The organism is Vibrio sp. ABH4_348, assembly GCF_056159765.1.
In genome coordinates this window covers 891,727-914,117 of the sequence record NZ_JBSWVW010000001.1, presented here as the reverse complement: position 1 = coordinate 914,117, position 22,391 = coordinate 891,727, and the positions used below count along the sequence as shown (strand labels likewise).

Sequence of the window (22,391 nt, the reverse complement as noted above, 5' to 3'; positions counted from 1 at the left end):
TGCACACTTCAAAGACGTTAAGTGTGTAAGGGTTTTCTTGCTGTCACGTGAATGTATCGCCCCATTGAACGATAGGGTTCTTGACGGCAGAAGTTGGTCTCTAGTTCCAAGACTTGCTCTGGACTATAATCGCCCATGTATTCTTGGTTGCCAATGTAATCGCTGAAACAGCGAATACCGGTTTTCTCAATAATTTCACAACCCGTTGCTTCAACCCATTTATATACATCTTCTGGCCAAAGGCCTTGTTTAGGCTGTAACTTAAAGCGCTTTCTGTGTGGCATTCCTTGCAAAACATGCGGAATATTGCCACACACCACATTTTTATAAACCAATCCATGTTGGTTGTAGAACATCACTGATGCAAACCCGCCCGGTTTAACGTAATCGAGTACTTGTTCCAACACGGATTTGGGGTCTTCCAACCACTCCATGACGGCGTGAAACAAGACTAAGTCATATCGCTCAGTTACCTTGTCTGACAAAGTTTGGATAGCAGAATGAATTAGCCGATACTGATCACTCAACCCATTTTTTGCAATCTCCGCTTCCGCCAACTTAAGCATTTCAGAAGAAAGATCACACAGTGTAATTTGATGGCCTAGTGTAGCGATTTTCTGAGACACTTGAGCCAAGCCACCGCCTGCATCTAGTACGTTCAAGCTTGATGTTGACGCTTTTAATGTATCGAGAACTCGGCTAATATCTTGCCAAACAACCACTTGCCGAATCTCACCTTTGTCAGACCCGTAGATGTTTTTTGCAAATTTGTGGGCAATGTCGTCGAAATTGCGGTCTTCTGTCACAGGTGCTGCGCTATCATGGTTCGGATTCCGCTATTCTGTCATAAGCGCTTCAGGAATAAAGCGCCTTCGACTTTTTTTACATTCAATTGATGTTTTTTCGGGCTAATTGATTATGTTTGAGCTGAAAAAAGTAGTGTCAGCATTACTTATGCCGTTACCGGCCATGCTTATCATTGGTTTTTTCGGGCTGATGTTAATCATGTTCACCACTCGCCAGAAAACGGGCTGTATGGTGGTATTGTTATCTTTTGTCGGTATTTTTCTTATCGCATTCCAACCCGTTTCATCTCGACTTCTTATGCCGCTCGAAAGACAGTATTCGGCGTTTTTTCCCGTTGATGAACCGATCGATTTTGTGATGGTATTAGGGAGTGGCCATGTGGTCGACGACGACATCCCCCCCACTTCTGAGCTCAGTCGAACTGGTTTGATGCGACTAACAGAAGGCATACGAATTCTGCGCATGTACCCCGGTGCAAAACTAATCTTGTCTGGTTATGCGGCAGGCTCTGAAGTAAGTAATGCACGAATGATGGCCAAAGTTGCACTGGCACTTGGCGTATCAAAATCCGACATTATCTTACTCGAGACAGCCAAAGATACCTGGGAAGAAGCCCGCCAAGCTGCTGCATTTGTCTTGCAAAAGCGTTTAGTGGTGGTAACGTCGGCAAGTCACATGAAACGTGCCCTGCTCGAATTCAACTCGGCTGGTCTTGACCCGTATGCGGCGCCAACCAATTTTCTGGCACAAAAGAATATCGATGCGCCATGGGAAAAGTACACCCCAAAAGGTAAGTATTTAGAGCAGACAGAAAGATACTGGCACGAAACATTGGGTCGAATCTGGCAGCAACTGCGAAACTGGGCATCAAGCTACGAAGAAGTGGTGATTGAAGCATCGGAATCCAAAGTTTAAAAAGCCAAACGATTGCATTTATAAAGTGCATTACTTCACCCGTGCAATCTATTGCCAGCGTTTCGATTAATGTCTAAAATCGTTCAAAATTGCGAATAATTGACGCTAAATTCGAGAAAACCGCTGAAAACAGCGGTTTTCTTGTTTCATTAAGACCTTTAACACCCATTGCAATCGCATTCACTCTGCTGCGATCGGTGTATTATTAGAGTAAAGGCATAACACAACAGGACCAACCTATGGCTACCATCAAAGACGTGGCTCGTTTAGCCGGCGTTTCAACGACCACTGTGTCACACGTAATCAACAAGACTCGTTTTGTCGCGGACGCGACCCAAGAGAAGGTGATGGAAGCCGTTAAAGAACTCAACTACGCGCCGAGTGCAGTTGCACGCAGTCTGAAATGCAATTCTACACGTACTATCGGCATGCTAGTCACACAGTCGACTAACCCATTTTTCTCAGAAGTCATCGACGGAGTAGAAAGTTATTGTTATCGCCAAGGTTACACTCTGATTTTGTGTAACACCGGCCGTATCTATGAAAAACAACGTGATTACATCCGTATGCTCGCTGAAAAACGCGTGGATGGCATGTTAGTCATGTGTTCTGATTTAACTCAGGAACTATCTGAAATGTTAGATCGCCAATCAGACATCCCGAAGGTGGTGATGGATTGGGGACCAGAAAGTTCACATGCGGACAAAATCATAGATAATTCAGAAGAAGGCGGCTATCTAGCGACAAAATATCTCATCGACAGTGGCCATAAGGACATTGCGTGTTTAAGTGGCTATTTTGAAACCGCAGCGTGTAAAGAACGTATTGCCGGTTTTAAACGCGCAATGAATGAAGCCAATTTGACTGTTGAAGATGATTGGATTTTGGAAGGCAATTTCGAATGTGATACTGCCGTATTAGCAGCCGACAAAATTATTGCCATGGATAAAAAGCCAACCGCAATTTTTTGCTTCAATGACACTATGGCACTTGGCTTGATGAGCCGCCTGCAACAAAAAGGCGTGAAGGTCCCAGACGATATTTCTGTGATTGGTTACGACAATATCGAACTGGCCGAGTACTTTTCACCGCCTTTGACCACCATACACCAACCCAAACGTCGTGTGGGTAAAAATGCATTTGAAATCTTATTGGAACGCATCAAAGATCGCGCTCATGAAAAACGAGTCTTCGAAATGCAACCTGAAATTGTGGTTCGTGACACCGTTAAACGCTTGAAATAGGCGCCTTAGCATACAAGTGTAAAAGTGCGAGTTTTTAGGCAATTTTATGCACAAAGTGAGAGACAGACAGGCATTAATAGCAAGACCGACTGATGAGCATAAAATATATTGTGACTGCAATCACAAATGCATCACGGTAGTGTGATAATTACCCAAAATTTTATTTTATCCTTTAATCACTGATTTCCGCCACGCACAGGGCAAACCATTCGAAAGGATGGGACGCAAAGCTTCCGGCCTGAATCTGTGAAGAAGTATGACTGCAGTATGTGTCTTCAACATAGAAAGGTAGCGGGGTTGCCGATGGTAAAAATGCAGATTGTTTACATCCAGTTGACATTCATTTTGCATCGATTTGCTAATCTCTCGGACCTGATTGGTGGCATAGCTAGAACCGAGAAACTACAGCATGGATAAACCAATACTCAAAGACTCAATGAGACTATTCGAACAGTTTGGAACTGTTAAGTCTCGTTCAATGTTCGGTGGATTTGGCATTTTTGTAAACGAAGTTATGTTTGCACTTGTCGTTAACAATAAACTCCATATTCGAGCAGATAATTCAACTACCAAGCAATTTAAACAACTTGATCTGGAACCGTACGTGTACAAAAAACGTGGATTCCCTGTGGTCACTAAGTACTTTGCAGTCCCTCAGCAATGGCTTGATTCTGAAGAGCAACTGCTGGTTGTCGCTAAAGAGGCATTGGAATCAGCCCGCCAGGAAAAGCAAGAGCAGAAACAAGCCAAACCAAACCGTCTTAAAGACCTCCCTAATTTGCGTTTAGCGACTGAAAGAATGCTGAAAAAAGCGGGAATTGAAACGGTAGAACAGCTCGAAAACGCTGGGTCTGTAGAGGCGTTTCGCTCAATTCAAGAGACTCACTCCTCGGAGGTCAGTGTCGAACTGCTGTGGGCCCTAGAAGGTGCCATATTGGGGCAACACTGGTCTGTTATACCGCAAGAACGACGCGACGAACTCAGTCATCAAGTCAACTAAGTCCCATGACTTAAGTATTCTTTGTTGAAGACCACCAATCGGTGGTCTTTTTGTTTTCACGGCAAATAGAGTGAAACTATGAAAATTAAACAGAATTTTTCTTGAGGATTTTCGGTCTTATTTTATGGTTAGATAAGAGCTACTTGTAAAGTAAGTTCAAGCCAGCGTGTGTTATGTAAGTTGTTTGAGAGAACTATGAATAAAAAACTGATCGTCGCTTTATTGCTAGTCATTGCCATTGTCGTGTTATCAACACAGTTTGGCCATTTGTTTACGTTGGAAAATGCCAAGCAATACCATCAGGATTTTAGCCAAACCATCCAGAACAACTTCTGGCAGTCTGCGGCTATCTACTTCACCGTCTACATTTTAATTACAGCGCTTTCGATTCCTGGAGCAGCAGTTGTCACATTATTAGGCGCGGCTCTTTTTGGCTTTACCTCTAGTCTTGTTTTGGTTTCTTTTGCCAGTACCATTGGCGCAACGATTGCGTTTTGGAGCAGTCGTTATCTACTGCGCGATTGGGTGCAAAATCGCTTCGGCTCTAAGCTGGAAACCATTAATCAAGGTATCGAAAAAGATGGTAGCTTTTACCTGTTTTCATTGCGTCTTATTCCTGTCTTTCCGTTTTTCGCGATTAACTTGCTGATGGGATTAACGCCAATTAAGACATCTAAGTTCTATTTGGTTAGTCAGCTTGGTATGTTGCCTGGCACTGCGGTATACCTCAATGCGGGCACTCAACTCGCGCAAATCGATTCGTTGTCCGGTATTGTCTCTCCAGCGGTTATCGCCTCTTTTGTACTTTTGGGCGTTTTCCCGATTTTAAGTAAATGGGTTATGGACAAGCTTCGCCCACAAGCCAATTAATTTGTCTTGTATGGATTTAAAAGTATTCTCGAGCACCTTCCCCACCGAGTGCTACATTGTGCAAGGCTTACTTCAATCTGCAGGTATTGACTGCCAGGTTCGTGGTGATGGTATTAGTAGTATTTATGGTGAAGTACCGATCTCTGAAGATACTGCGGTCACTGTCGTGATTGAACGGTTATCAGATCAACAACACGCTCTTAAGCTCATTAGTGAATATGAATCGGCGAAACATCGACCATCATGGAAATGTGCCAAGTGCTTGGAAGACAATGATGGGGCGTTTGATTTTTGCTGGCAATGCGGTAAAGCGGCTAGCTGATGGGTAGTTTGCAGTCATCAAATCGTTAGGTCTGTTTTCCTTGTATTTCGGTCGATAAACGCGATGCTCTGTTGGTTAAATTCTTCAGGCTTCTCAACATTACAGACATGGCCACAGTCAGTAATTTCGTATAACTCACTCATTTGGTGTCGGTTCACCATGTCACGCACCGGGGTAAGAAACATATAATCGCGATCTCCCATGACATAGAGTGTCGGAATGGCGATAGGTTTTTCTCTGAAATACCGCATCAATGGATTGACATCAAACGCCATAGAAAACCAACGTTTAAATTCTTTCTGGCACAGCTTTTTGGCTTCGCGAATAAAGAGGTGTCGAGACTCACGTTGATTTTTTTGCGGCATGACGATGAAAGCGAACAATCGATACAACCACATGTATGGAATGATGTGCTTACCTAAGTTTCCGACATGCGCCAAAAATTGAGAACGAATATCTAACCGCGTAACCGCACCACCCAACACCATAGTCTTAACACGTTGTGGTGCGATTTCCGCTAAATTTCTAACAATGATGGTCCCTAAAGACATACCAACAAAATGAGCTCGAGTGATTTTTAAATAGTCGAGAACCTGCAAGATATCATCGGATACGGTTTTAAATGTGTAGCGATTTTGCATCAAATCAGCAAGCAGTTGATTCGATTTGCCATGTCCTCTCAGATCAACCAAGAGCACATTAAAACGTTCTTTATACGCTTTAAGCTGTTTAAACCAAATAGACGAGCTACCACCAGCACCATGTATAAAAACCACCCACTCTTGGCTTTGTGGGTGTGTATAGGTGCGATGAAAAAGTAATGAAGGGTTTGCGGTGCTCACAACAACTCTCTGCGAACTAAATCTTAGTTCAAGTATATACCCAAGTTGCTTCAAGAAGCGAGGTTCAACAAGTATTGACGCTTGTCAGCCAAGGCCAAAGTTTAAAGTTCATCCCAGTCATCAAGAATCGGCAACGTTCTACTAAAGACCGTCACCGCTCTTGTTATCGACTATCCGCTAAGGGCACTGCTATACAAGTTCGTATACTGTAGGGCGGATTGTTCCCAGCTAAAATCTTGTGTCATTCCACGCCTTTGTATCTGTTCAATATTTTCATGCTCTTGTTCAAAGAGTAGTGTCACTCTGAGCAATGTTAACAACAAGGCTTGTGGACTCGGCTCTTCGAACGAAAATCCAGTTCCATTATCAGCATCCCCAAAATAGTCAGACACGGTATCTTTGAGCCCCCCTACCGCTCTGACAATTGGGGTCGTACCATACGCCAAGCTGTATATTTGATTTAGACCACAAGGCTCAAACTCAGAAGGCATTAGAAAGAAGTCACTACCTGCTTCCACTAAATGAGCCAATCTTTCGTCATAAGCTTCAATAAACTGCAATGATTTCGGGAAACGTTCAGCCAGTTGTCGCAGCTGACTGGCAATCACCGGGTCGCCAGTGCCAACTATGATGACCTGAACCTGATGGCGCAGAAACGGCTCTAGAATTGGAATAAGGTAATGCAGCCCTTTTTGATTGGTTAAGCGACATACCATGCCAAACAATGGAACCTGTGTCTGCGGTAATCCCACTTCCGCTCGCAGAGCTCGCTTATTCACTTTTTTACCCAATCGAAAGCTCACCAAATCATGATTGTAAGCTTGGGCCAAGTAAGAATCGTGCTCAGGATGCCAAGTAGAATAGTCACAACCATTCAAAATACCGGTAAGGTCAGCGGAGCGTTGTTGGAATTCTTTGCCCATTCCGTGACTGCCCAAATCACTGGTTAACTCCCGTGCATACGATGGACTCACTGCATTGATTTTGTCTGCTGTCATCACTCCAGCTTTGAGAAATGACAGGCTATCCGCAGAAATTGCAGCCTCAGGTACCCGTTTTTGTTTAAATTCGGGGATACACTCCAGCTGCTCATATCCAAACACACCTTTAAAAACCGCGTTATGGATAGTCAACACTGTCCGTATTGATGAGTAGAAGTTGTGACTGCGGTAGCGCTCCTTAAGAAAATAAGGGATTAATCCTGTGTGCCAATCATTTGCGTGAATCACCGATGGGCGAAAGTCGATTTTAGGCAGCATATCTAGACTTGCCGCAGAAAAAAAAGCGAACCTCTCGCCATTATCGGCATAGGCGATATTTTTTTCGGCATACATTTCGGGACGGTCAAAATATTGGGGGCACTCGATGAGATAGACCTGTGTATTACCTAACTCAGTAAACCAAACTTTGTAGCTGGTGAATGGCCAGGCCTCAAGCTGAGTTTCAATAACCAGTCGCTTACTCTCACATTGAATCGCTTGGTAGTACGGCAAACAAATTCTGACGTCGTGCCCAGCAGAGTTAAGCGCTTGAGGTAGTGAACGTGCTACATCAGCCAACCCACCACTTTTAATCAAACCATCGACTTCGGACGCAACAAACAACACACTAAAACAATCAGTAACCAACTTTTGCCCCTTTCGGAATAACCACCACACCATTTTCAGAAACATGATACATGGCTTTGTCCGCCTCGGTATCTACACCAATTTTTGTGCCCGGTGCTATTTCAACATCTTTATCTAAAATGACTTTGTTTAAGGTACAACCGCGCCCTATTTTGACATCACCTAAAAAGATACTGTCTTGGATATTACAGGAAGCGTCGACATTTGACCGAAAGCCCAAAACCGAGTTTTCAATCCTTGAGCCTCGTACAAAACTACCATTAGACACCAAACTATTAATGATTTGTACTCGCTCATTTGTCGCATCTTTAAAAGTTGCTGGTGGTAACGGAGGGTGATAAGTGTGTAAAGACCAATTTCGGTTATAAAGAGAAAAAGGTGCATCTGCTTTGAGTAGATCCATGTGCGCTTGCCAATAAGAATCTATGGTCCCTACATCTCGCCAATAGACCGTATCCGTTTCACCTTCTATCTTGTTTTTTCCGAAGTCATAAACAAACACGTCTCCGTTTGGGAACATGTGAGGAATGATATCCTTACCAAAATCATGGCTTGAATCTGGGTTATCGGCATCTTCAATCAGTTCACGGAACAGACTATCTGCTTCGAAAATATAATTACCCATAGACACTAACGCGTGTCTTGGATCATTGGGTATCGACTTGGGTTTTTCAGGCTTTTCCTGAAATCCTATCATGCGGTGATCTGTATCCACTTCAATCACCCCAAACTGATGCGCTTCTTCGATAGGCACACGAATAGCGGAAACCGTAAGTGCGGCCTGATTTTGCTTGTGGAAATCAAGCATCTGGCGAATATCCATTTTATAGATATGGTCAGAGCCAAATATGCAAACTTGGTCGGGTTCTGCCAACTCCATAAATCTCAAATTTTGGTATATGGCATCTGCAGTACCTTCATACCAACGCTTACCAGTTCGCATTTGCGCGGGAATCGGATCGATAAATCGATCAGTAATACCATTAATATTCCAGCCCTTTTTTAAGTGATGGAATAAGGATTGAGATTTGAATTGGGTTAGAACGTATATCCTCATCATGTCTGCGTTAACAAAATTGTTTAATGCAAAATCTATGAGGCGATAACTACCACCAAATGGAACCGCAGGTTTACTGCGAATAGACGTGAGAGGTCTTAGGCGCGACCCCTCCCCCCCGGCGAGGATCATACCTAGTACACCAGCCATTAAAGTACTCCTTAATGTTTTTGTTGACTCGACATCCTTCTGAGTCACTATTTTTATTTATTGTTTGATGAAGAGAGCAGCAAGCGAAAGTCTCATTTTTTCATCAAGCGACTATAAATTAAGCAGTTTTTGGGCTAGGAGTACAGTGTAATTTTAATGAATTCGCCTTTTTACTGAATGGAATATTGTTAGTTTGTCGACAGTCACATAAGTGGCTAATAACACAGATAGTTTTGTTAGCCGAAAATTGCTTAATCACGATTGCATTGGTGTGTATTTAGGATTCCGGTACCGGTTCTGGTGACTTTAGGCTTGTTCTTGACTGGTAGGCCGCACGCTCTAAATCCTCGATCACTACATCTAGTTGACTGTTGTGTTCAATCGCAACACCTACGATAGAGACATGGGCCTGTTGCGAAAACGTCTCTGATTCTAGTCGACGCAAAATTGCAGGTAAGGTTTCGTGTTCGTTGTAACGGACAAAGATACAAAATGCATTCTCTTTCCACCGTGAGGCAGTGTCGTAACCACGAATAGCCTTTAGAATTACGTTACTAGTCTGTTTAACCAACTCCGGAGTGAGTTCTCTGTTCGAACCGGGAATGAGCTCGAGATGGATTAAACCCATCGGGAAGTGATAGCGTGCATTTCTGGCCAATTCTGTTTTGAGTTCTCTCACCAGACCTTGCCGATTGACCAAACCAGTCAATGGATCTTCAAGTATGGTCTCCTTAATAGGGAATGGCTTCCTTTCCGCATCCAGTTGAATTTTGTATTCTAGTCTATCGATGTCTCTGACCAAGCCATCTATGGTGGTAGATAACCAACTCAAACCATCGACCTCTAATGAGCGTCTGCGATCAGCTTTGATCTGCACATGGGAAACCAACTCGTTAACCGGCCTGATATGATACAAATACACATAGAGGAACAGCACCAAAAATAAGCCGGCACTAGCAACGATAAAAGTCCACTTTAAATTCACCAGCAGCTTACTTGGTACCATCTCTGCCACATCCACAAACGTGACCTGATACCAATTCAAAGATTTGATAAAGCGAACAGATGCCAACGCAGGTTTGTTGTTTTCGTTAACCAAAATTGCACTAGTTTCACCTAGCTTGGCTTGCTTGAGCATTGCCTGCTCAACCGCCACATAGTCAGCCTCGGTAGAAAAATAGTGGCGCAGCTTTATCTTGTCTCGGCTTGTTACACCGACATTGTTAATCGACAGCGCATCGGCACCTAACTGAACATTGAGATTGTGATCGACAAAAACCGTGCTGATACCGGGTAACTGCCTTTGCAGTAAACGATCGATAAACGGGGTGACATCTGCTCCAGTGCCAATCAAACCGAGAAATTCACCGTCATCTATAATTGAGTAATTAATCCAAAGCTTAGTAACGTCTAACGCTTCGTCGTAACCAACGTTAAGTGCAAATGGTAAACCGGAGCTGCGCTGCTCAAAATACCAAGCATCTTCGGGGTTAGATGGTTCCACGTGATAATGAGTTTGCCCTTTGACAAACAAAGATTCTGGCGAGCTGAAGTAGTATCCGAAGTTTCTATCCAAAACGATAAAATAGTTCTCCGAACTCAGTTGAGGACGCACCGTTTCGAGTGTCAGATGCGCTGCCTGCTGATACACGGAATCACCAGGCTGTCTTGACCATCCCGTCACATTTGGATGGTTTGCTAACTTTTCAACCTTTTCAATTTCTTCTTCAATCGTTTTAAGCGACTCGATGACATCGTATTGAGATGCCATTTCGCCGTAATTCCACATCATAGTCTTCACAATGTGCGATAAGTAATACTGAGACCCTAAATAGGTGACCCCAGAAAAAAGAGCACTAACTGCCAATAAAATCAAAAGGGTGAAGGAGTGTTTGCGCATCGAGAGAGCTGTCTTTTAACTAGAGTAAAATTGCGGTTTGCTTGGTCAATCCAGTGCATTCGCAACAGATCTACCTGACCTTGAAATTGATTAAGTCCTGTAGACCCAATTACTTGCTGCTATGTTGGCGTGATATTGCTTCAAAGTCCATGTATACGTTATTGAATTAGCAAGCAAAGACAGAAAGTCCGAGTTGGATCAGACTACGCAGTAACAATATGAAAAAATTAAGAAAATCCAGTGACAAAAAAGCGACCCGATTGGGTCGCTCTAATTGGATTTGATTATTTCTTTTTCGTGCTCGGCTTCTTGCGTTTGTCTGTGACTTCCCACTTTCCGTCCACATACAATGCCGTCCAACCACTTGGTTTGCCGTTTTCTTCAGTTCTCACGTAGTTTTCTTTTGTCTTACGACTAAAACGTACTACGGCTGGTCGACCATCAGGGTCTTTAACAGGAGCGTCCGTCAAGAAGTGGAACTTTGGTGAAATTCTATCTTTAAACCGAACTAACTCTTCCACAGATGGCGCGCGAGTCTCTCTTGATTTAGGGAAAGTACTGGCAGCCAAGAACAGACCGGATGCGCCGTCTCGAAGCACGAAGTACGCGTCAGAGTTTTCGCATGGTAGCTCTGGCAAGTGCACTGGATCTTCTTTTGGTGGTGCAACTTCGCCATTTTTAAGAATTTTTCGAGTGTTTTTACATGTCTCGCTGGTGCAATCCATGTACTTTCCAAAGCGTCCATTCTTCAACACCATGTCAGAGCCGCACTTGTCACATTCAACAACTGGCCCGTCATAGCCTTTGACCTTGAACTCGCCAAATTCGACTTCATAGCCATCACAATTTGGATTGTTACCACACACGTGAATTTTGCGCTTGTCATCAATGAGGTATGCGTCCATCGCAGTACCACATTTATCACAACGTCTCTTAGCTCGAAGTGCCGCCGTTTCTACGTCTTCTTCAAGGACATTTACGATGCCTTCCTCGTCACCCAAATTCATCGTTGTTTTACAACGCTCTTTAGGTGGCAACGCATAACCTGAACAACCTAAGAAGACGCCCGTTGACGCAGTACGAATACCCATAGGACGAGAACAAGTTGGACATTCAATATCAGTCATGACAATGTGATTTGGCGCCATTCCGCCTTCTTCGGCATCAAGCTCTGCCGTAGCTAAATGGCCAGTAAAATCACCAAAGAAATTGTCTAAAACCGTTTTCCAATCTACCTGACCGTCGGCAATCTGGTCGAGTTTTTCTTCCATGCGCGCGGTAAAGTCATAATTCATCAAATCATTAAAGCTAGCATCGAGGCGATCGGTAACAATTTCACCCATCTTCTCTGCATAGAATCGACGTTGCTCAACTCGGACATAGCCTCGGTCTTGAATAGTCGAAATAATTGACGCATAGGTCGACGGTCGGCCAATACCACGCTTCTCCAGCTCTTTAACCAAGGCCGCTTCGGTAAAGCGCGCTGGTGGTTTAGTAAAGTGCTGTTTTGGCTCTAAGGATTCCAAAGAAATGGCTTCACCCACTTCTACTGAGGGCAGTAGCTGGTCTTCGTTCTTACCAAGCGGACGCTGAACTCGAGTCCAACCATCAAACTTCAGCACTCGGCCTTTTGCTTTGAGAGTGTATTCAGCAGCTTTAACACTCAACGTCGTTGAGTCGTATTTAGCTGGTGTCATTTGACAAGCAACAAACTGGTTCCAGATTAACGAATAAAGCTTGTGAGCATCCGCTTCCATGCCTTGAAGATCGTCAGTTTTAACCGATACATCGGAAGGGCGAATCGCCTCGTGCGCCTCTTGCGCACCCTCTTTGCTACCGTATAGCTTGGCTTTTTCCGGCAAATACGCATCGCCATATTCGCTTTGAATGAAGTCTCTTACCGTGGTTACTGCCTCTGCACTCAAGTTTGTTGAGTCGGTACGCATATAGGTAATGTAACCTGCTTCGTACAAGCGCTGCGCCAACATCATTGTCTTTTTAACACCATAACCCAATCGCGTACTGGCGGCTTGTTGCAGTGTCGATGTAATGAAAGGTGCAGACGGCTTGCTGCTGGTTGGGCGATCTTCTCGCTTACAAACCTCAAGCTTAGCGGATTCTAATACTGACACCGCCGACTGAGCTTGTTCTTCATTGGTTGGTTTGAATGCTTTACCGTCTTTTTGGGCTACCAGAAGGCGCAGTGACTCTTTGGAGGCTGTTGTAGTTTGAGCGTGGATGTCCCAGTATTCTTCCGGTACAAACGCGTTAATCTCGCGCTCTTTTTCAACTAACAACTTTACAGCTACCGATTGAACACGGCCAGCCGACAATCCACGAGCTACTTTCTTCCACAAAAGTGGCGAAACCATAAAACCGACCACACGGTCTAGGAAGCGTCTGGCTTGTTGGGCATTCACACCAGGCATGCTTAACTCACCCGGTGACTGGAAAGCTTGTTGAATCGCATTTTTTGTTATTTCGTTAAAGACCACGCGCTTGTATCGAGAATCATCACCACCAATGATTTCTCTCAAGTGCCATGCGATGGCCTCTCCCTCTCTATCCAAATCGGTTGCGAGATAAACGTTATCCGCGTTTTCTGCTAGTTTTTGCAACTCTGCAACGACTTTTTCTTTGCCGGGTAGAATCTGATAGTTTGCTTCCCAATCTTTAAAGGGGTTAATACCCATCTTTTTGATTAGAGCTTTACGGTCTTTCTCTTTTTTTATTTTTGCTTTTTCTTCAGGAGATAAACCTTTAGTCGAGACCGCAGCTGCTTTTTGACCAGTACTTTGACCGGCAGTCGGAAGATCGCGAACGTGTCCAACACTGGATTTAACAATAAAGTCTTTACCCAGATACTTGTTGATCGTTTTAGCCTTGGCCGGCGACTCGACAATAACGAGAGATTTGCCCATATTTGACTCAAATGCCCTTAATAACGGATGTTGTTCAATCAAACATCCCAAAATACGCTTCTTTTTTTAATATCGAGCTAGATAATCAGAAGATCAATATCTTTTTTTCAAATGAGTATTAACTGCTCGACAATTCAACAATGAAATTCAACCTTATTGAGTGGGTGAAAACGTCATTGCTAGTGAACTCATGTCAATTGTCAAAACCAGCTGTAACGGTTACCGAGGCTTGCTTCTGTAGTTTTGCCACACCACTCAAATTTGAAAACGCTGCCATACTAAACGTCACTTTGATAAAAACCTTAGTTTAGTAAACGAATTTTTGTCTTGGGTCACAAAAGAGTTGAACAAGCCACACCTATACTGAGTCCAATTCTCATCTAGCACTCAACCTTTATGCAACAACAAGCTGAAAAACAACAGATTAACGAATTTGAGTTGGTATTGATTGCCAACCATTTATTGCAAGAGCACTCTGATTATCGAGAAGGAGTTCGAGTTTCGAGCGTCTTTGAACAAGACGATGTGTTGGTCTTTAAAGGTGAATGTTTTTTAGATGCCAACGGATTGCCAACCGAACACAGCCCAACTGCTTTTAACCTATACAAGTGGTTAGCGCATGAACTTTCACCCAAGTTTACTTTGTCCGGCGAATAACTTTTTACAAGCACAAAAAAGGCCCTGACGGGCCTTTTGGAATTTTGTTCCAAACCTAGCTTGATAGTGACGCTAACTTGTCGAAATAATCCGGGAAGGTTTTGGAAGTGCATTTGGGATCGTTAATTGTTACTGGCGTATCACTCAGCGCCACAAGAGAAAAACACATCGCCATGCGGTGATCATCATAAGTATCAATCGCAGCATGAGTTAATGATTCAGGTGGAGTGATGGTAATGTAATCTTCACCTTCATCCACTATCGCCCCAACTTTGCGTAACTCGGTTGCCATCGCGCTTAGACGATCCGTTTCTTTAACACGCCAATTGTAAACGTTGCGAATTGCAGTGGTACCCTGAGCAAACAATGCCGTAGTAGCAATGGTCATCGCGGCGTCTGGGATATGATTAAAGTCCATGTCAACGGCTGTCAGTGTGCCTGATCGAGCCAGCACAAAATCGTCACCCCATTCGATTTCAGCGCCCATTTTTTCGAGCGCAAAAGCGAATTGCGTGTCACCTTGGATACTGTTTTTCCCAATGCCGGTAACTTTAATCTCACCACCTTTGATTGCGGCGGCGGCAAGGAAATACGAAGCAGAAGACGCATCGCCTTCAACTAAGAAATCACCTGGAGCGGTGTAGCTCTGATTACCTTTAATTACGAACTCTTGATAGTGGTTATTTGCCACCGACACACCAAATTGCTGCATGATATGAAGAGTGATATCAATATATGGCTTTGAAACTAACTCGCCTTGTATCACTATCTTAGTGTCACCTTTGGCAAGTGGTGCCGCCATCAAAAAAGCCGTCAAGAACTGGCTCGAAATTGAACCATCGATAGAAACGGTACCGCCCGCTAATCCTGTGCCTTTGATCTTCAAAGGTGGATAGCCTGGGTTTTCCAAGTATTCAATATCTGCTTGTGCTTCGAGCAAGGCGTCAACCAAATGGCCAATCGGCCTTTCTTTCATGCGCGGCTCTCCGGTCAATACGAACTCACCTTGACCAAGACAGAGCGCTGCCGCCAACGGGCGCATTGCGGTTCCCGCATTGCCGAGAAAAAGCTCGTGGCTACCTTTCACATCGAATGCGCCACCAAGACCTTGCACTTCACACACGGTATTGTTTTCAGACAAGGTATAGCTGACACCGAGTGTTGATAACGCATTGAGCATATGACGAATATCGTCACTATCAAGCAAATTGGTGAGGCGAGTCGTTCCTTTAGCCAAAGCTGCTAGCAACAAGGCTCGGTTCGACACACTTTTGGATCCGGGTAGGTTTACCTCCCCGTTAACTTTACTGATCGGGTTTAACGTTAGGCTTTCCATTAAAAATTACGATTCCTTCACCCGCATTTCCTTTGCGGTGATCTCCAATTGTTCGTGTTTGCAGACTAACTAAAAAACTTAAAGCTGGCTACCGCCTAATAGGCTTAATCACAAAATTTGAACTGGAAAAACGACGCGCTGTATCAGACACTAGCCAAAACCTATGTGTTCTTGTCCGTTTTTAAGACCATGACTATCTATCTTTCCGAACTAAATGATGACCTGACTTGGTTTCCTTCTCCATTTGATGCGCTCGATGACCCTAATGGATTACTTGCTATTGGTGGCGATCTGGATCCACAACGGCTGGTCCAGGCCTATCAAAAGGGTATTTTTCCTTGGTATGGTCCGAACGAACCTTTGCTCTGGTGGAGCCCCGCGCCGAGAGCGGTATTTAAACCCAATGAATACCAGCCTGCCAAAAGCCTCAAAAAATTCCACAGGAAGCACGGTTATCAGGTGACCATCAACAAAGCAACCGACAGGGTTATCGATTTGTGTTCTAGCACGCGAAGTGCCGATGAAACATGGCTGCATCCAGAAATGAAACACGCTTATAAAGCGCTTGCCGAGCAAGGCATTTGCCATTCGGTAGAGGTGTGGTCGAATCAACAATTAGTCGGTGGGCTATACGGGATAAATGTTGGGCAGGTATTTTGCGGCGAATCCATGTTTAGCTTGGCGGACAATGCCTCTAAAATTGGCTTTTGGCATTTTTGTCACCACTTTCAGCAACACCATGGGCAATTAATTGATGCGCAAGTAATGAACCCTCATCTAGCTTCACTTGGCGCAATCGAACTACCGCGCGCTGACTTTCTTGATTCACTGCTATCCTTAAAACAGGCCTATCTCCTATCGGGCTGCTTTGAACCACAAGAACTAAGGACGCCATGAGCTCGGACATTCAACAAATTCGCATAGGTTTGACATCAAATCATGCATGCAGTTATTTGCCACAGCAGCAAGAACGAGTCGCCGTTGCACTCGACGGTAATTTACATAACGCTGACGATTATGAAGTCCTATTGGCCAATGGCTTTCGTCGCAGTGGCGATGCCGTATATCGACCCCATTGTGAAACTTGTCAATCTTGTGAAGCGTTGAGATTGTCTATTCCTGATTTCACCCCGACTCGCAGTCAAAAGCGTTTATTGAACAAAGCGGCCGGGTTTCGCTACGAATTAAAAAACGAGCTGGATAGTAGTTGGTACCAACTATACGAACCATACATTTGCGCACGACATAAAGGCGGAAGTATGTACCCGCCAAATCGAGATGAATTTGAACAATTTGCCTATTGCTCATGGATGCAGTCTGGCTTTTTACACATCTACGATGATCAAGACACACTAATTGCGATAGCGATTACTGACATACTGTCCAATTCAGCCAGCGCCTTTTACAGTTTTTTTGACCCGACTCACCCCCTCTCTCTGGGCACCATTGCCGTGTTGATGCAAATCCAGTTATGCCAAGACACGAATAAACAATGGCTTTATTTGGGCTATCAAATTGACGAATGCCCAGCAATGAATTATAAAACCCGCTTCCATCGCCATCAAAGGCTAGTAAATCAGCTTTGGCGAGGTTAGAATACCGCCCAAATTGTTTTCATCTCAGTGAAGTCACCGTTTGAATTTCGTTGAGAACCACTTTTGACAGAGGAATAAATGGCTAAAGAAGACGTAATTGAGATGCAAGGCACGGTCCTTGATACTCTACCAAACACTATGTTTCGCGTTGAGCTAGAAAATGGTCACGTAGTTACTGCTCACATTTCAGGTAAAATGCGTAAAAACTACATCCGCATCCTGACTGGTGACAAAGTAACTGTTGAGATGACTCCATACGATCTATCAAAAGGACGCATCGTCTTCCGCGCACGTTAATCTTGTCGCTTAAAAGAAAACGGAGCCAAGGCTCCGTTTTTTGTGTTTATTAATCTCAGTTAGGCTGCAGCCTTACAGTCCAAGCGCTTCTTTGTAGTGCATTCGGCATACAGATACATACCTGTCATTACCACCAATTGCCACTTGGTCGCCATCCGCAATAGCATTGCCATTTTCATCGGTCCGAATGACTCGGTTGGCTTTTCTGCCGCAGTGACACACGGTTTTTAGCTCGATCAACTTATCCGCCCAAGCAAGTAAATACTGGCTTCCTTCAAAAAGCTCGCCTTGAAAGTCGGTACGCAACCCGTAACACAAAACAGGAATTCTCAGCTTATCAACCACATCGGTTAACTGATTGACCTGTTGTTTAGTCAAAAACTGGCATTCATCAATTAATACACAATGCAGTTGCTCTTGTTCATGCAACGTTTTAATACTGGATAACATGTCGGTATTACCGTCGAAAAGATGTGCTTCCGAGCTTAACCCGATGCGAGAACTGACCTTCCCGACTCCGTAACGATCATCCAGTGCCGCGGTAAAAATCACCGGGTTCATTCCGCGTTCTTGATAGTTAAACGATGATTGCAACAATGTTGTCGACTTACCCGCATTCATTGCTGAGTAATAAAAATATAGTTGTGCCACTGAATGATCCTAGTCTTGAATTATTAGCAGAGCATATAAATAGAAAGGGGCGCGATTGCACCCCCAAAATATAAATCTTACTTACGACGCCAAGTCGTGCCTTCTGGCCCATCTTCTAGAACGATACCCATCTCGTTCAACTTGTCTCGCGCCATGTCAGCATTAGCCCAGTCTTTCGATGCACGTGAATCATTGCGTAGTTTTATTAGCGCTTCGATTTCCGCCACTTCATCGTTATCGCTGTCGCCCTGCAGGAAAGATTCTGGATCTTGATGAAGAATACCAATCACATCCGCCAGTTTTTTAAGTACTGCGCCAAGCGAACTCGCTTGTTGAACATCTTCCGCTTTCAAACGGTTTACTTCACGAGCGATGTCAAACAACACTGAATAGGCTTCAGGCGTATTAAAGTCGTCGTTCATTGCCGCTTCAAAACGAGACACATACTCTTCGCCACCATTTGGCTCAACCGTTAGGTCCAAACCGCGTAGAGAGGTGTACAAGCGCTCAAGACCGGCTCTGGCTTGATTCAAGTTTTCTTCGCTGTAGTTCAGTTGACTGCGGTAATGACCAGACATCAAGAAATAACGCACCGTTTCTGCATCGTAATGTTGCAATACGTCGCGAATAGTAAAGAAATTACCAAGTGACTTGGACATCTTTTCTTTATCAACCATGACCATGCCACTGTGCATCCAAGTGTTCACATATTGAGTGTCGTGCGCACAGCATGACTGAGCGATTTCATTTTCGTGATGTGGGAACTGAAGGTCAGAACCACCACCGTGAATATCAAAGTGATCACCCAGAATCGACGAGTTCATTGCTGAACATTCAATATGCCAGCCTGGACGGCCTTCTCCCCAAGGTGACTCCCATTTCGGCTCACCGGGCTTAGACATCTTCCACAATACAAAATCCAACGCGTTGCGTTTGCTTTGCTCGATACCAACACGAGCACCCGCTTGTAGCTGATCCAAATCTTGCTTGGACAGGCAGCCGTAGTTGTCGTACTTGTTCACTTCAAACATCACGTCACCGTTGTCCGCGACATAAGCAAAACCACGCTCAATTAGGCGCTGAACCATATCAATGATTTCTTGAATGAACTCGGTTGCACGAGGCTCAACGTCTGGGCGTTTCATGTTTAACGCATCAAAGTCAGCGTGCATTTCAGCGATAAGGCGCTCAGTCAACGCGTCACAAGTTTCGTTGTTTTCGGCCGCACGTTTAATGATTTTGTCATCGATATCGGTAATGTTGCGAACAAACGTTAAGTCGTAACCCGAATAGCGAAGGTAACGAGAAACCACATCAAAAGACACAAAAGTACGACCATGGCCGATATGACAGAGATCATAGATGGTGACTCCACAAACGTACATGCCAACTTTGTTCGCATGAATGGGTTTAAATACCTCTTTTTGTTTGGTGAGAGTGTTATAAATCTTAAGCATGATCTCTTTCTATTTTGGTTGATAAAACTAAAGCACGCAGTATATCAATGGACTGGTGCGCAAGTCATTCACAATATCGAATCAATTGGATTCTGTACTTCACTGATTCCGGTTTGGGTCTGTCTCTAACTTAGGGTAGAATCAAGCCTTCATTTTGACTCTTTTAAACATAGGAAACGGTCATGATCACCCTTCACACAAATTTTGGTGACATCAAGGTTCAACTTAACGAAGAAAAAGCACCTGAAACATCAGCAAACTTTCTTCAATACTGCCAAGAAGGCTTTTACGATAACACCCTATTTCACCGTGTGATTGACGGCTTTATGGTTCAAGGTGGTGGCATGGAGTCAGGCTTGAAAGAGAAGCAAACTCGCGCCCCAATCAAAAATGAAGCAAACAATGGTCTGAGCAACAAGGTCGGTACTTTAGCAATGGCTCGTACCATGGAACCGCACTCAGCTAGCTCACAATTCTTCATCAACGTAAATGACAACACTTTCTTGGACTTCCGTTCTGAGTCTCTTGATGGTTGGGGTTACTGCGTGTTCGCGGAAGTTGTCGAAGGCATGGATGTGGTCAACAAAATCAAAGCAGTAAGCACAGGCTCTTACGGTATGCACCAAGACGTACCGCTAGACGATGTGATCATTACTGGCACGACTATTTCTTAATTCAAATTAGTGACAAAGGGCGTTTAAACGCCCTTTTTAGTTTTTATGACCACATTATTTGTTGCAGACCTTCACTTATCGGAACACACTCCGGAAATTACTTCCTGTTTTGAGCACTTCCTAAAAACCGAAGCCAAACAAGCAGATGCGCTTTATATTCTTGGTGATTTGTTCGACTTTTGGGTTGGAGACGACGATGACACCGAGTTTGCGAATCATATTCGTTCAATCTTAAAAGCGTATACCGATACTGGAGTGCCTTGTTTTTTTGTCAAAGGCAATCGTGATTTCCTAGTCGGCCCTAAGTTTATTCGCGACACAGGAATGAGCCTATTAGGTGACGAAACCGTGATTGATTTGTACGGACAAAAAGCGGTTGTTTTGCACGGAGATACTTTGTGCACGGAAGATCAAGGATATCTAAAATTTCGGAAAACCGTCCATAAACCTTGGCTACAGTGGTTATACCGCCGTCTACCGCTAAGCATTAAGCGTCGCTTAGTAGCCAAAGTGCAAAATCAAACTCGGAGCGAAAAAGCCACTAAGGCCATGACCATCATGGACGTTACTCCGTCTGAAGTCGACCAAGTCATGGACCAGCACAATGTATCATTAATGATACACGGTCATACTCATCGTCCCAAGATCCATTCGTGGGACTATAGTTCTGATCAAAGACAACGAATTGTTTTAGGGGACTGGTATTCTCAAGGTTCGATTCTTTTCTTTGACCAAAACAACAGTTCACTAAAAAACAAGCCTTTTACGACTCGCCAATTGGCTGAATAAAGTAAACTATACTTAAAAAGGTCATAGAGCCCTTAATCACTGGAAACGAGAGAACTAAGTTGAAATACGCCTATATCGCGCGCCAACCCATTCTTGATGAAGAGAAAAAAACCATAGGTTATGAGCTGCTGTTTCGCGATGGTCCAAAGAATACCTTTCCAGCGATTGAGCCCGAGCTGGCAACCAGCCGTTTGCTCTCTGACCACTTTTTGTCGACTCATTACAATACGCTAGGAAAACGCCTTGGCTTTGTTAATTTTCCTTATCAAAGCTTGGTCAATCGTGTTCCAACCCTTTTTCCGTCGGATAACCTGATCATTGAGATTTTAGAAGATTGTAATCCTACGGATGAGCTTTATAGCGCCATCAAAGAGATGGCTGCAGCGGGTTACCAATTTGCGCTGGACGATTTTGTTCCGTCTCCCGAATGGAAGCGGTTCTTTCCATACATTTCAATTATCAAGTTTGACATCCAGATCGTCCCCATTGAAAAAGCAAAGATCTTAATCGAAAAACTTTCTGGTACGCCTATTAAGTTTTTGGCAGAAAAAGTTGAGACGCACGAAGAGTTTGAAGCCGCAAAAGCCGTTGGATTTGAATATTTCCAAGGCTATTTTTTCGCAAAGCCTGAAATGTTAGAGCATGCGTCTTTGCAACCTTCTGTATTGACTGTCATTCAACTTTGTAAAGAGATTGCACGCTCTGAAATTGACTATAGCCAAATCGAATCTTTGATTAGCACAGACGTAAGCTTGTCCTACAAGCTGCTCGCTTCGGTCAATTCATCGGCCATGGTAAGCACCAAGATACGTTCGTTCAAACAAGCATTGGTCTATTTAGGGGAAGAGAAGCTACGCAAATTTGTTTCACTTATTGCGGTCGCTTCAACTCAAGATGACAAGCCCGAATATCTGTACAATCTGGCCATACAAAGAGCAAGATACTGCGAACTGCTGTTTAATCATCTCAACTCGTCTCTGGAACCTGGGGCCGCGTTTTTGACTGGCATGTTCTCTCTATTAGACAGTTTGTTAGACCAACCTATTGATAGCCTTCTAGAGTCCATTCCGATAGAAGAAGAGGTGAAAGCTGCGATTCTTCAAGGCGAAGGAGAACTGGGCAGTTTATTGAGGTTGACCAAGGCTTATGAGCAAGCCGAATGGGTAACGGTTCAATCATTGTGTGAAGAACTTAAACTGGATAGCTCGGTTCTTTATCAAAGCTATAACGATTCTGTCGCTTGGGCCGCAGACCTATTTAATCAGTAAAACTAATCCTC

General features: G+C 44.0%; 21 protein-coding genes and 1 riboswitch. Of the genes, 12 read left to right on the top strand and 9 right to left on the bottom strand.

Annotation, left to right across the window (positions count from 1 at the left end):
* Positions 1–17 precede the first annotated feature (17 nt).
* Positions 18–806, bottom strand: coding sequence for a tRNA uridine 5-oxyacetic acid(34) methyltransferase CmoM (gene cmoM / locus ACXAFJ_RS04220; RefSeq protein ID WP_475321639.1), 789 nt, complete (start codon positions 804–806; stop codon positions 18–20).
* Positions 807–918: 112 nt separating this feature from the next.
* Between cmoM and elyC the strand changes: the two genes are divergently transcribed.
* The 5 genes from elyC (at position 919) to ACXAFJ_RS04195 (ending at position 5,158) form a co-directional block, all read left to right on the top strand.
* Positions 919–1,722 carry an envelope biogenesis factor ElyC gene (gene elyC, locus ACXAFJ_RS04215; protein ID WP_475321638.1) on the top strand — a complete coding sequence of 268 codons (804 nt, stop codon included), beginning with the start codon at positions 919–921 and terminating at the stop codon, positions 1,720–1,722.
* A gap of 239 nt (positions 1,723–1,961) precedes the next feature.
* Positions 1,962–2,966 (top strand): HTH-type transcriptional repressor PurR, encoded by a 1,005-nt coding sequence (purR, locus tag ACXAFJ_RS04210; RefSeq protein WP_475321636.1) that lies wholly within the window; start codon positions 1,962–1,964, stop codon positions 2,964–2,966.
* A 189-nt stretch (positions 2,967–3,155) separates the two neighbouring features.
* Positions 3,156–3,271, top strand: a riboswitch (cyclic di-GMP riboswitch).
* Between the two features lie 104 nt (positions 3,272–3,375).
* The gene (locus ACXAFJ_RS04205) at positions 3,376–3,966 is read left to right on the top strand and encodes a TfoX/Sxy family DNA transformation protein (protein ID WP_475321635.1); all 591 of its coding nucleotides are present in this window, start codon (positions 3,376–3,378) and stop codon (positions 3,964–3,966) included.
* Positions 3,967–4,161: 195 nt separating this feature from the next.
* Positions 4,162–4,836, top strand: coding sequence for a TVP38/TMEM64 family protein (locus ACXAFJ_RS04200; RefSeq protein ID WP_475321633.1), 675 nt, complete (start codon positions 4,162–4,164; stop codon positions 4,834–4,836).
* Positions 4,837–4,846: 10 nt separating this feature from the next.
* A complete protein-coding gene (locus ACXAFJ_RS04195) occupies positions 4,847–5,158 on the top strand; it encodes a putative signal transducing protein (RefSeq protein WP_475321632.1) in 312 nt (103 codons plus the stop codon).
* Between the two features lie 17 nt (positions 5,159–5,175).
* On the opposite strand, the gene ACXAFJ_RS04190 is transcribed toward ACXAFJ_RS04195, so the two are convergent.
* The 5 genes from ACXAFJ_RS04190 to topA form a co-directional block, all read right to left on the bottom strand.
* Positions 5,176–6,000 (bottom strand): alpha/beta fold hydrolase, encoded by an 825-nt coding sequence (locus tag ACXAFJ_RS04190; protein WP_475321630.1) that lies wholly within the window; start codon positions 5,998–6,000, stop codon positions 5,176–5,178.
* A gap of 170 nt (positions 6,001–6,170) precedes the next feature.
* The gene (gene glgA / locus ACXAFJ_RS04185; protein WP_475321629.1) at positions 6,171–7,628 is read right to left on the bottom strand and encodes a glycogen synthase GlgA; all 1,458 of its coding nucleotides are present in this window, start codon (positions 7,626–7,628) and stop codon (positions 6,171–6,173) included.
* On the bottom strand, positions 7,618–8,835 hold the full coding sequence (gene glgC / locus ACXAFJ_RS04180; protein WP_475321627.1) for a glucose-1-phosphate adenylyltransferase: 1,218 nt from the start codon (positions 8,833–8,835) through the stop codon (positions 7,618–7,620). Before glgC ends, glgA begins: the two co-directional genes overlap by 11 nt.
* A 277-nt stretch (positions 8,836–9,112) precedes the next feature.
* Positions 9,113–10,627 (bottom strand): nucleotidyl cyclase domain-containing protein, encoded by a 1,515-nt coding sequence (locus ACXAFJ_RS04175; RefSeq protein WP_475321626.1) that lies wholly within the window; start codon positions 10,625–10,627, stop codon positions 9,113–9,115.
* A 392-nt stretch (positions 10,628–11,019) separates the two neighbouring features.
* The gene (gene topA, locus ACXAFJ_RS04170; protein WP_475321624.1) at positions 11,020–13,656 is read right to left on the bottom strand and encodes a type I DNA topoisomerase; all 2,637 of its coding nucleotides are present in this window, start codon (positions 13,654–13,656) and stop codon (positions 11,020–11,022) included.
* Between the two features lie 396 nt (positions 13,657–14,052).
* On the opposite strand from topA, the gene ACXAFJ_RS04165 reads away from it, so the two are divergent.
* Positions 14,053–14,313 (top strand): DUF2498 family protein, encoded by a 261-nt coding sequence (locus ACXAFJ_RS04165; protein WP_475321623.1) that lies wholly within the window; start codon positions 14,053–14,055, stop codon positions 14,311–14,313.
* A gap of 55 nt (positions 14,314–14,368) precedes the next feature.
* Here ACXAFJ_RS04165 and aroA read toward each other — a convergent pair whose 3' ends face one another.
* Entirely contained in the window at positions 14,369–15,649 is a 1,281-nt protein-coding gene (aroA, locus tag ACXAFJ_RS04160; RefSeq protein ID WP_475321622.1) for a 3-phosphoshikimate 1-carboxyvinyltransferase, read from the bottom strand.
* Positions 15,650–15,838: 189 nt separating this feature from the next.
* Between aroA and aat the strand changes: the two genes are divergently transcribed.
* The 3 genes from aat to infA all read left to right on the top strand — a co-directional run bounded on the left by aat (position 15,839) and on the right by infA (position 17,541).
* A complete protein-coding gene (gene aat / locus ACXAFJ_RS04155; RefSeq protein WP_475324055.1) occupies positions 15,839–16,546 on the top strand; it encodes a leucyl/phenylalanyl-tRNA--protein transferase in 708 nt (235 codons plus the stop codon).
* On the top strand, positions 16,543–17,244 hold the full coding sequence (locus ACXAFJ_RS04150) for an arginyltransferase (protein ID WP_475321620.1): 702 nt from the start codon (positions 16,543–16,545) through the stop codon (positions 17,242–17,244). Before aat ends, ACXAFJ_RS04150 begins: the two co-directional genes overlap by 4 nt.
* A 78-nt stretch (positions 17,245–17,322) precedes the next feature.
* On the top strand, positions 17,323–17,541 hold the full coding sequence (gene infA / locus ACXAFJ_RS04145) for a translation initiation factor IF-1 (protein ID WP_001040192.1): 219 nt from the start codon (positions 17,323–17,325) through the stop codon (positions 17,539–17,541).
* Between the two features lie 72 nt (positions 17,542–17,613).
* Here infA and ACXAFJ_RS04140 read toward each other — a convergent pair whose 3' ends face one another.
* Together ACXAFJ_RS04140 and cysS are read right to left on the bottom strand one after the other, a co-directional pair.
* On the bottom strand, positions 17,614–18,192 hold the full coding sequence (locus tag ACXAFJ_RS04140) for a thymidine kinase (RefSeq protein ID WP_475321619.1): 579 nt from the start codon (positions 18,190–18,192) through the stop codon (positions 17,614–17,616).
* A 77-nt stretch (positions 18,193–18,269) separates the two neighbouring features.
* A complete protein-coding gene (gene cysS / locus ACXAFJ_RS04135; protein WP_475321618.1) occupies positions 18,270–19,649 on the bottom strand; it encodes a cysteine--tRNA ligase in 1,380 nt (459 codons plus the stop codon).
* A gap of 182 nt (positions 19,650–19,831) precedes the next feature.
* Here cysS and ACXAFJ_RS04130 point away from each other — a divergent pair, with 182 nt between their 5' ends.
* From ACXAFJ_RS04130 to ACXAFJ_RS04120, 3 genes are read left to right on the top strand one after another with little or no spacing between them, the layout of a single operon-like run.
* On the top strand, positions 19,832–20,323 hold the full coding sequence (locus ACXAFJ_RS04130; protein WP_475321617.1) for a peptidylprolyl isomerase: 492 nt from the start codon (positions 19,832–19,834) through the stop codon (positions 20,321–20,323).
* A gap of 45 nt (positions 20,324–20,368) precedes the next feature.
* On the top strand, positions 20,369–21,112 hold the full coding sequence (gene lpxH, locus ACXAFJ_RS04125) for a UDP-2,3-diacylglucosamine diphosphatase (protein WP_475321615.1): 744 nt from the start codon (positions 20,369–20,371) through the stop codon (positions 21,110–21,112).
* Between the two features lie 59 nt (positions 21,113–21,171).
* Positions 21,172–22,380, top strand: a complete 1,209-nt coding sequence (locus ACXAFJ_RS04120; RefSeq protein ID WP_475321614.1) for an EAL and HDOD domain-containing protein — start codon at positions 21,172–21,174, stop codon at positions 22,378–22,380.
* The last annotated feature ends 11 nt before the right edge of the window (positions 22,381–22,391 follow it).

Coding starts and splice junctions, on each gene's coding strand:
- elyC (WP_475321638.1), top strand. CDS start 919: ATGTTTGAGCTGAAAAAAGTAGTGTCAGCATTACTTATGCCGTTACCG.
- purR (WP_475321636.1), top strand. CDS start 1,962: ATGGCTACCATCAAAGACGTGGCTCGTTTAGCCGGCGTTTCAACGACC.
- ACXAFJ_RS04205 (WP_475321635.1), top strand. CDS start 3,376: ATGGATAAACCAATACTCAAAGACTCAATGAGACTATTCGAACAGTTT.
- ACXAFJ_RS04200 (WP_475321633.1), top strand. CDS start 4,162: ATGAATAAAAAACTGATCGTCGCTTTATTGCTAGTCATTGCCATTGTC.
- ACXAFJ_RS04195 (WP_475321632.1), top strand. CDS start 4,847: ATGGATTTAAAAGTATTCTCGAGCACCTTCCCCACCGAGTGCTACATT.
- glgC (WP_475321627.1), bottom strand. CDS start 8,835: ATGGCTGGTGTACTAGGTATGATCCTCGCCGGGGGGGAGGGGTCGCGC.
- ACXAFJ_RS04175 (WP_475321626.1), bottom strand. CDS start 10,627: ATGATGTGGAATTACGGCGAAATGGCATCTCAATACGATGTCATCGAG.
- topA (WP_475321624.1), bottom strand. CDS start 13,656: ATGGGCAAATCTCTCGTTATTGTCGAGTCGCCGGCCAAGGCTAAAACG.
- ACXAFJ_RS04165 (WP_475321623.1), top strand. CDS start 14,053: ATGCAACAACAAGCTGAAAAACAACAGATTAACGAATTTGAGTTGGTA.
- aroA (WP_475321622.1), bottom strand. CDS start 15,649: ATGGAAAGCCTAACGTTAAACCCGATCAGTAAAGTTAACGGGGAGGTA.
- aat (WP_475324055.1), top strand. CDS start 15,839: ATGACTATCTATCTTTCCGAACTAAATGATGACCTGACTTGGTTTCCT.
- ACXAFJ_RS04150 (WP_475321620.1), top strand. CDS start 16,543: ATGAGCTCGGACATTCAACAAATTCGCATAGGTTTGACATCAAATCAT.
- infA (WP_001040192.1), top strand. CDS start 17,323: ATGGCTAAAGAAGACGTAATTGAGATGCAAGGCACGGTCCTTGATACT.
- cysS (WP_475321618.1), bottom strand. CDS start 19,649: ATGCTTAAGATTTATAACACTCTCACCAAACAAAAAGAGGTATTTAAA.
- ACXAFJ_RS04130 (WP_475321617.1), top strand. CDS start 19,832: ATGATCACCCTTCACACAAATTTTGGTGACATCAAGGTTCAACTTAAC.
- lpxH (WP_475321615.1), top strand. CDS start 20,369: ATGACCACATTATTTGTTGCAGACCTTCACTTATCGGAACACACTCCG.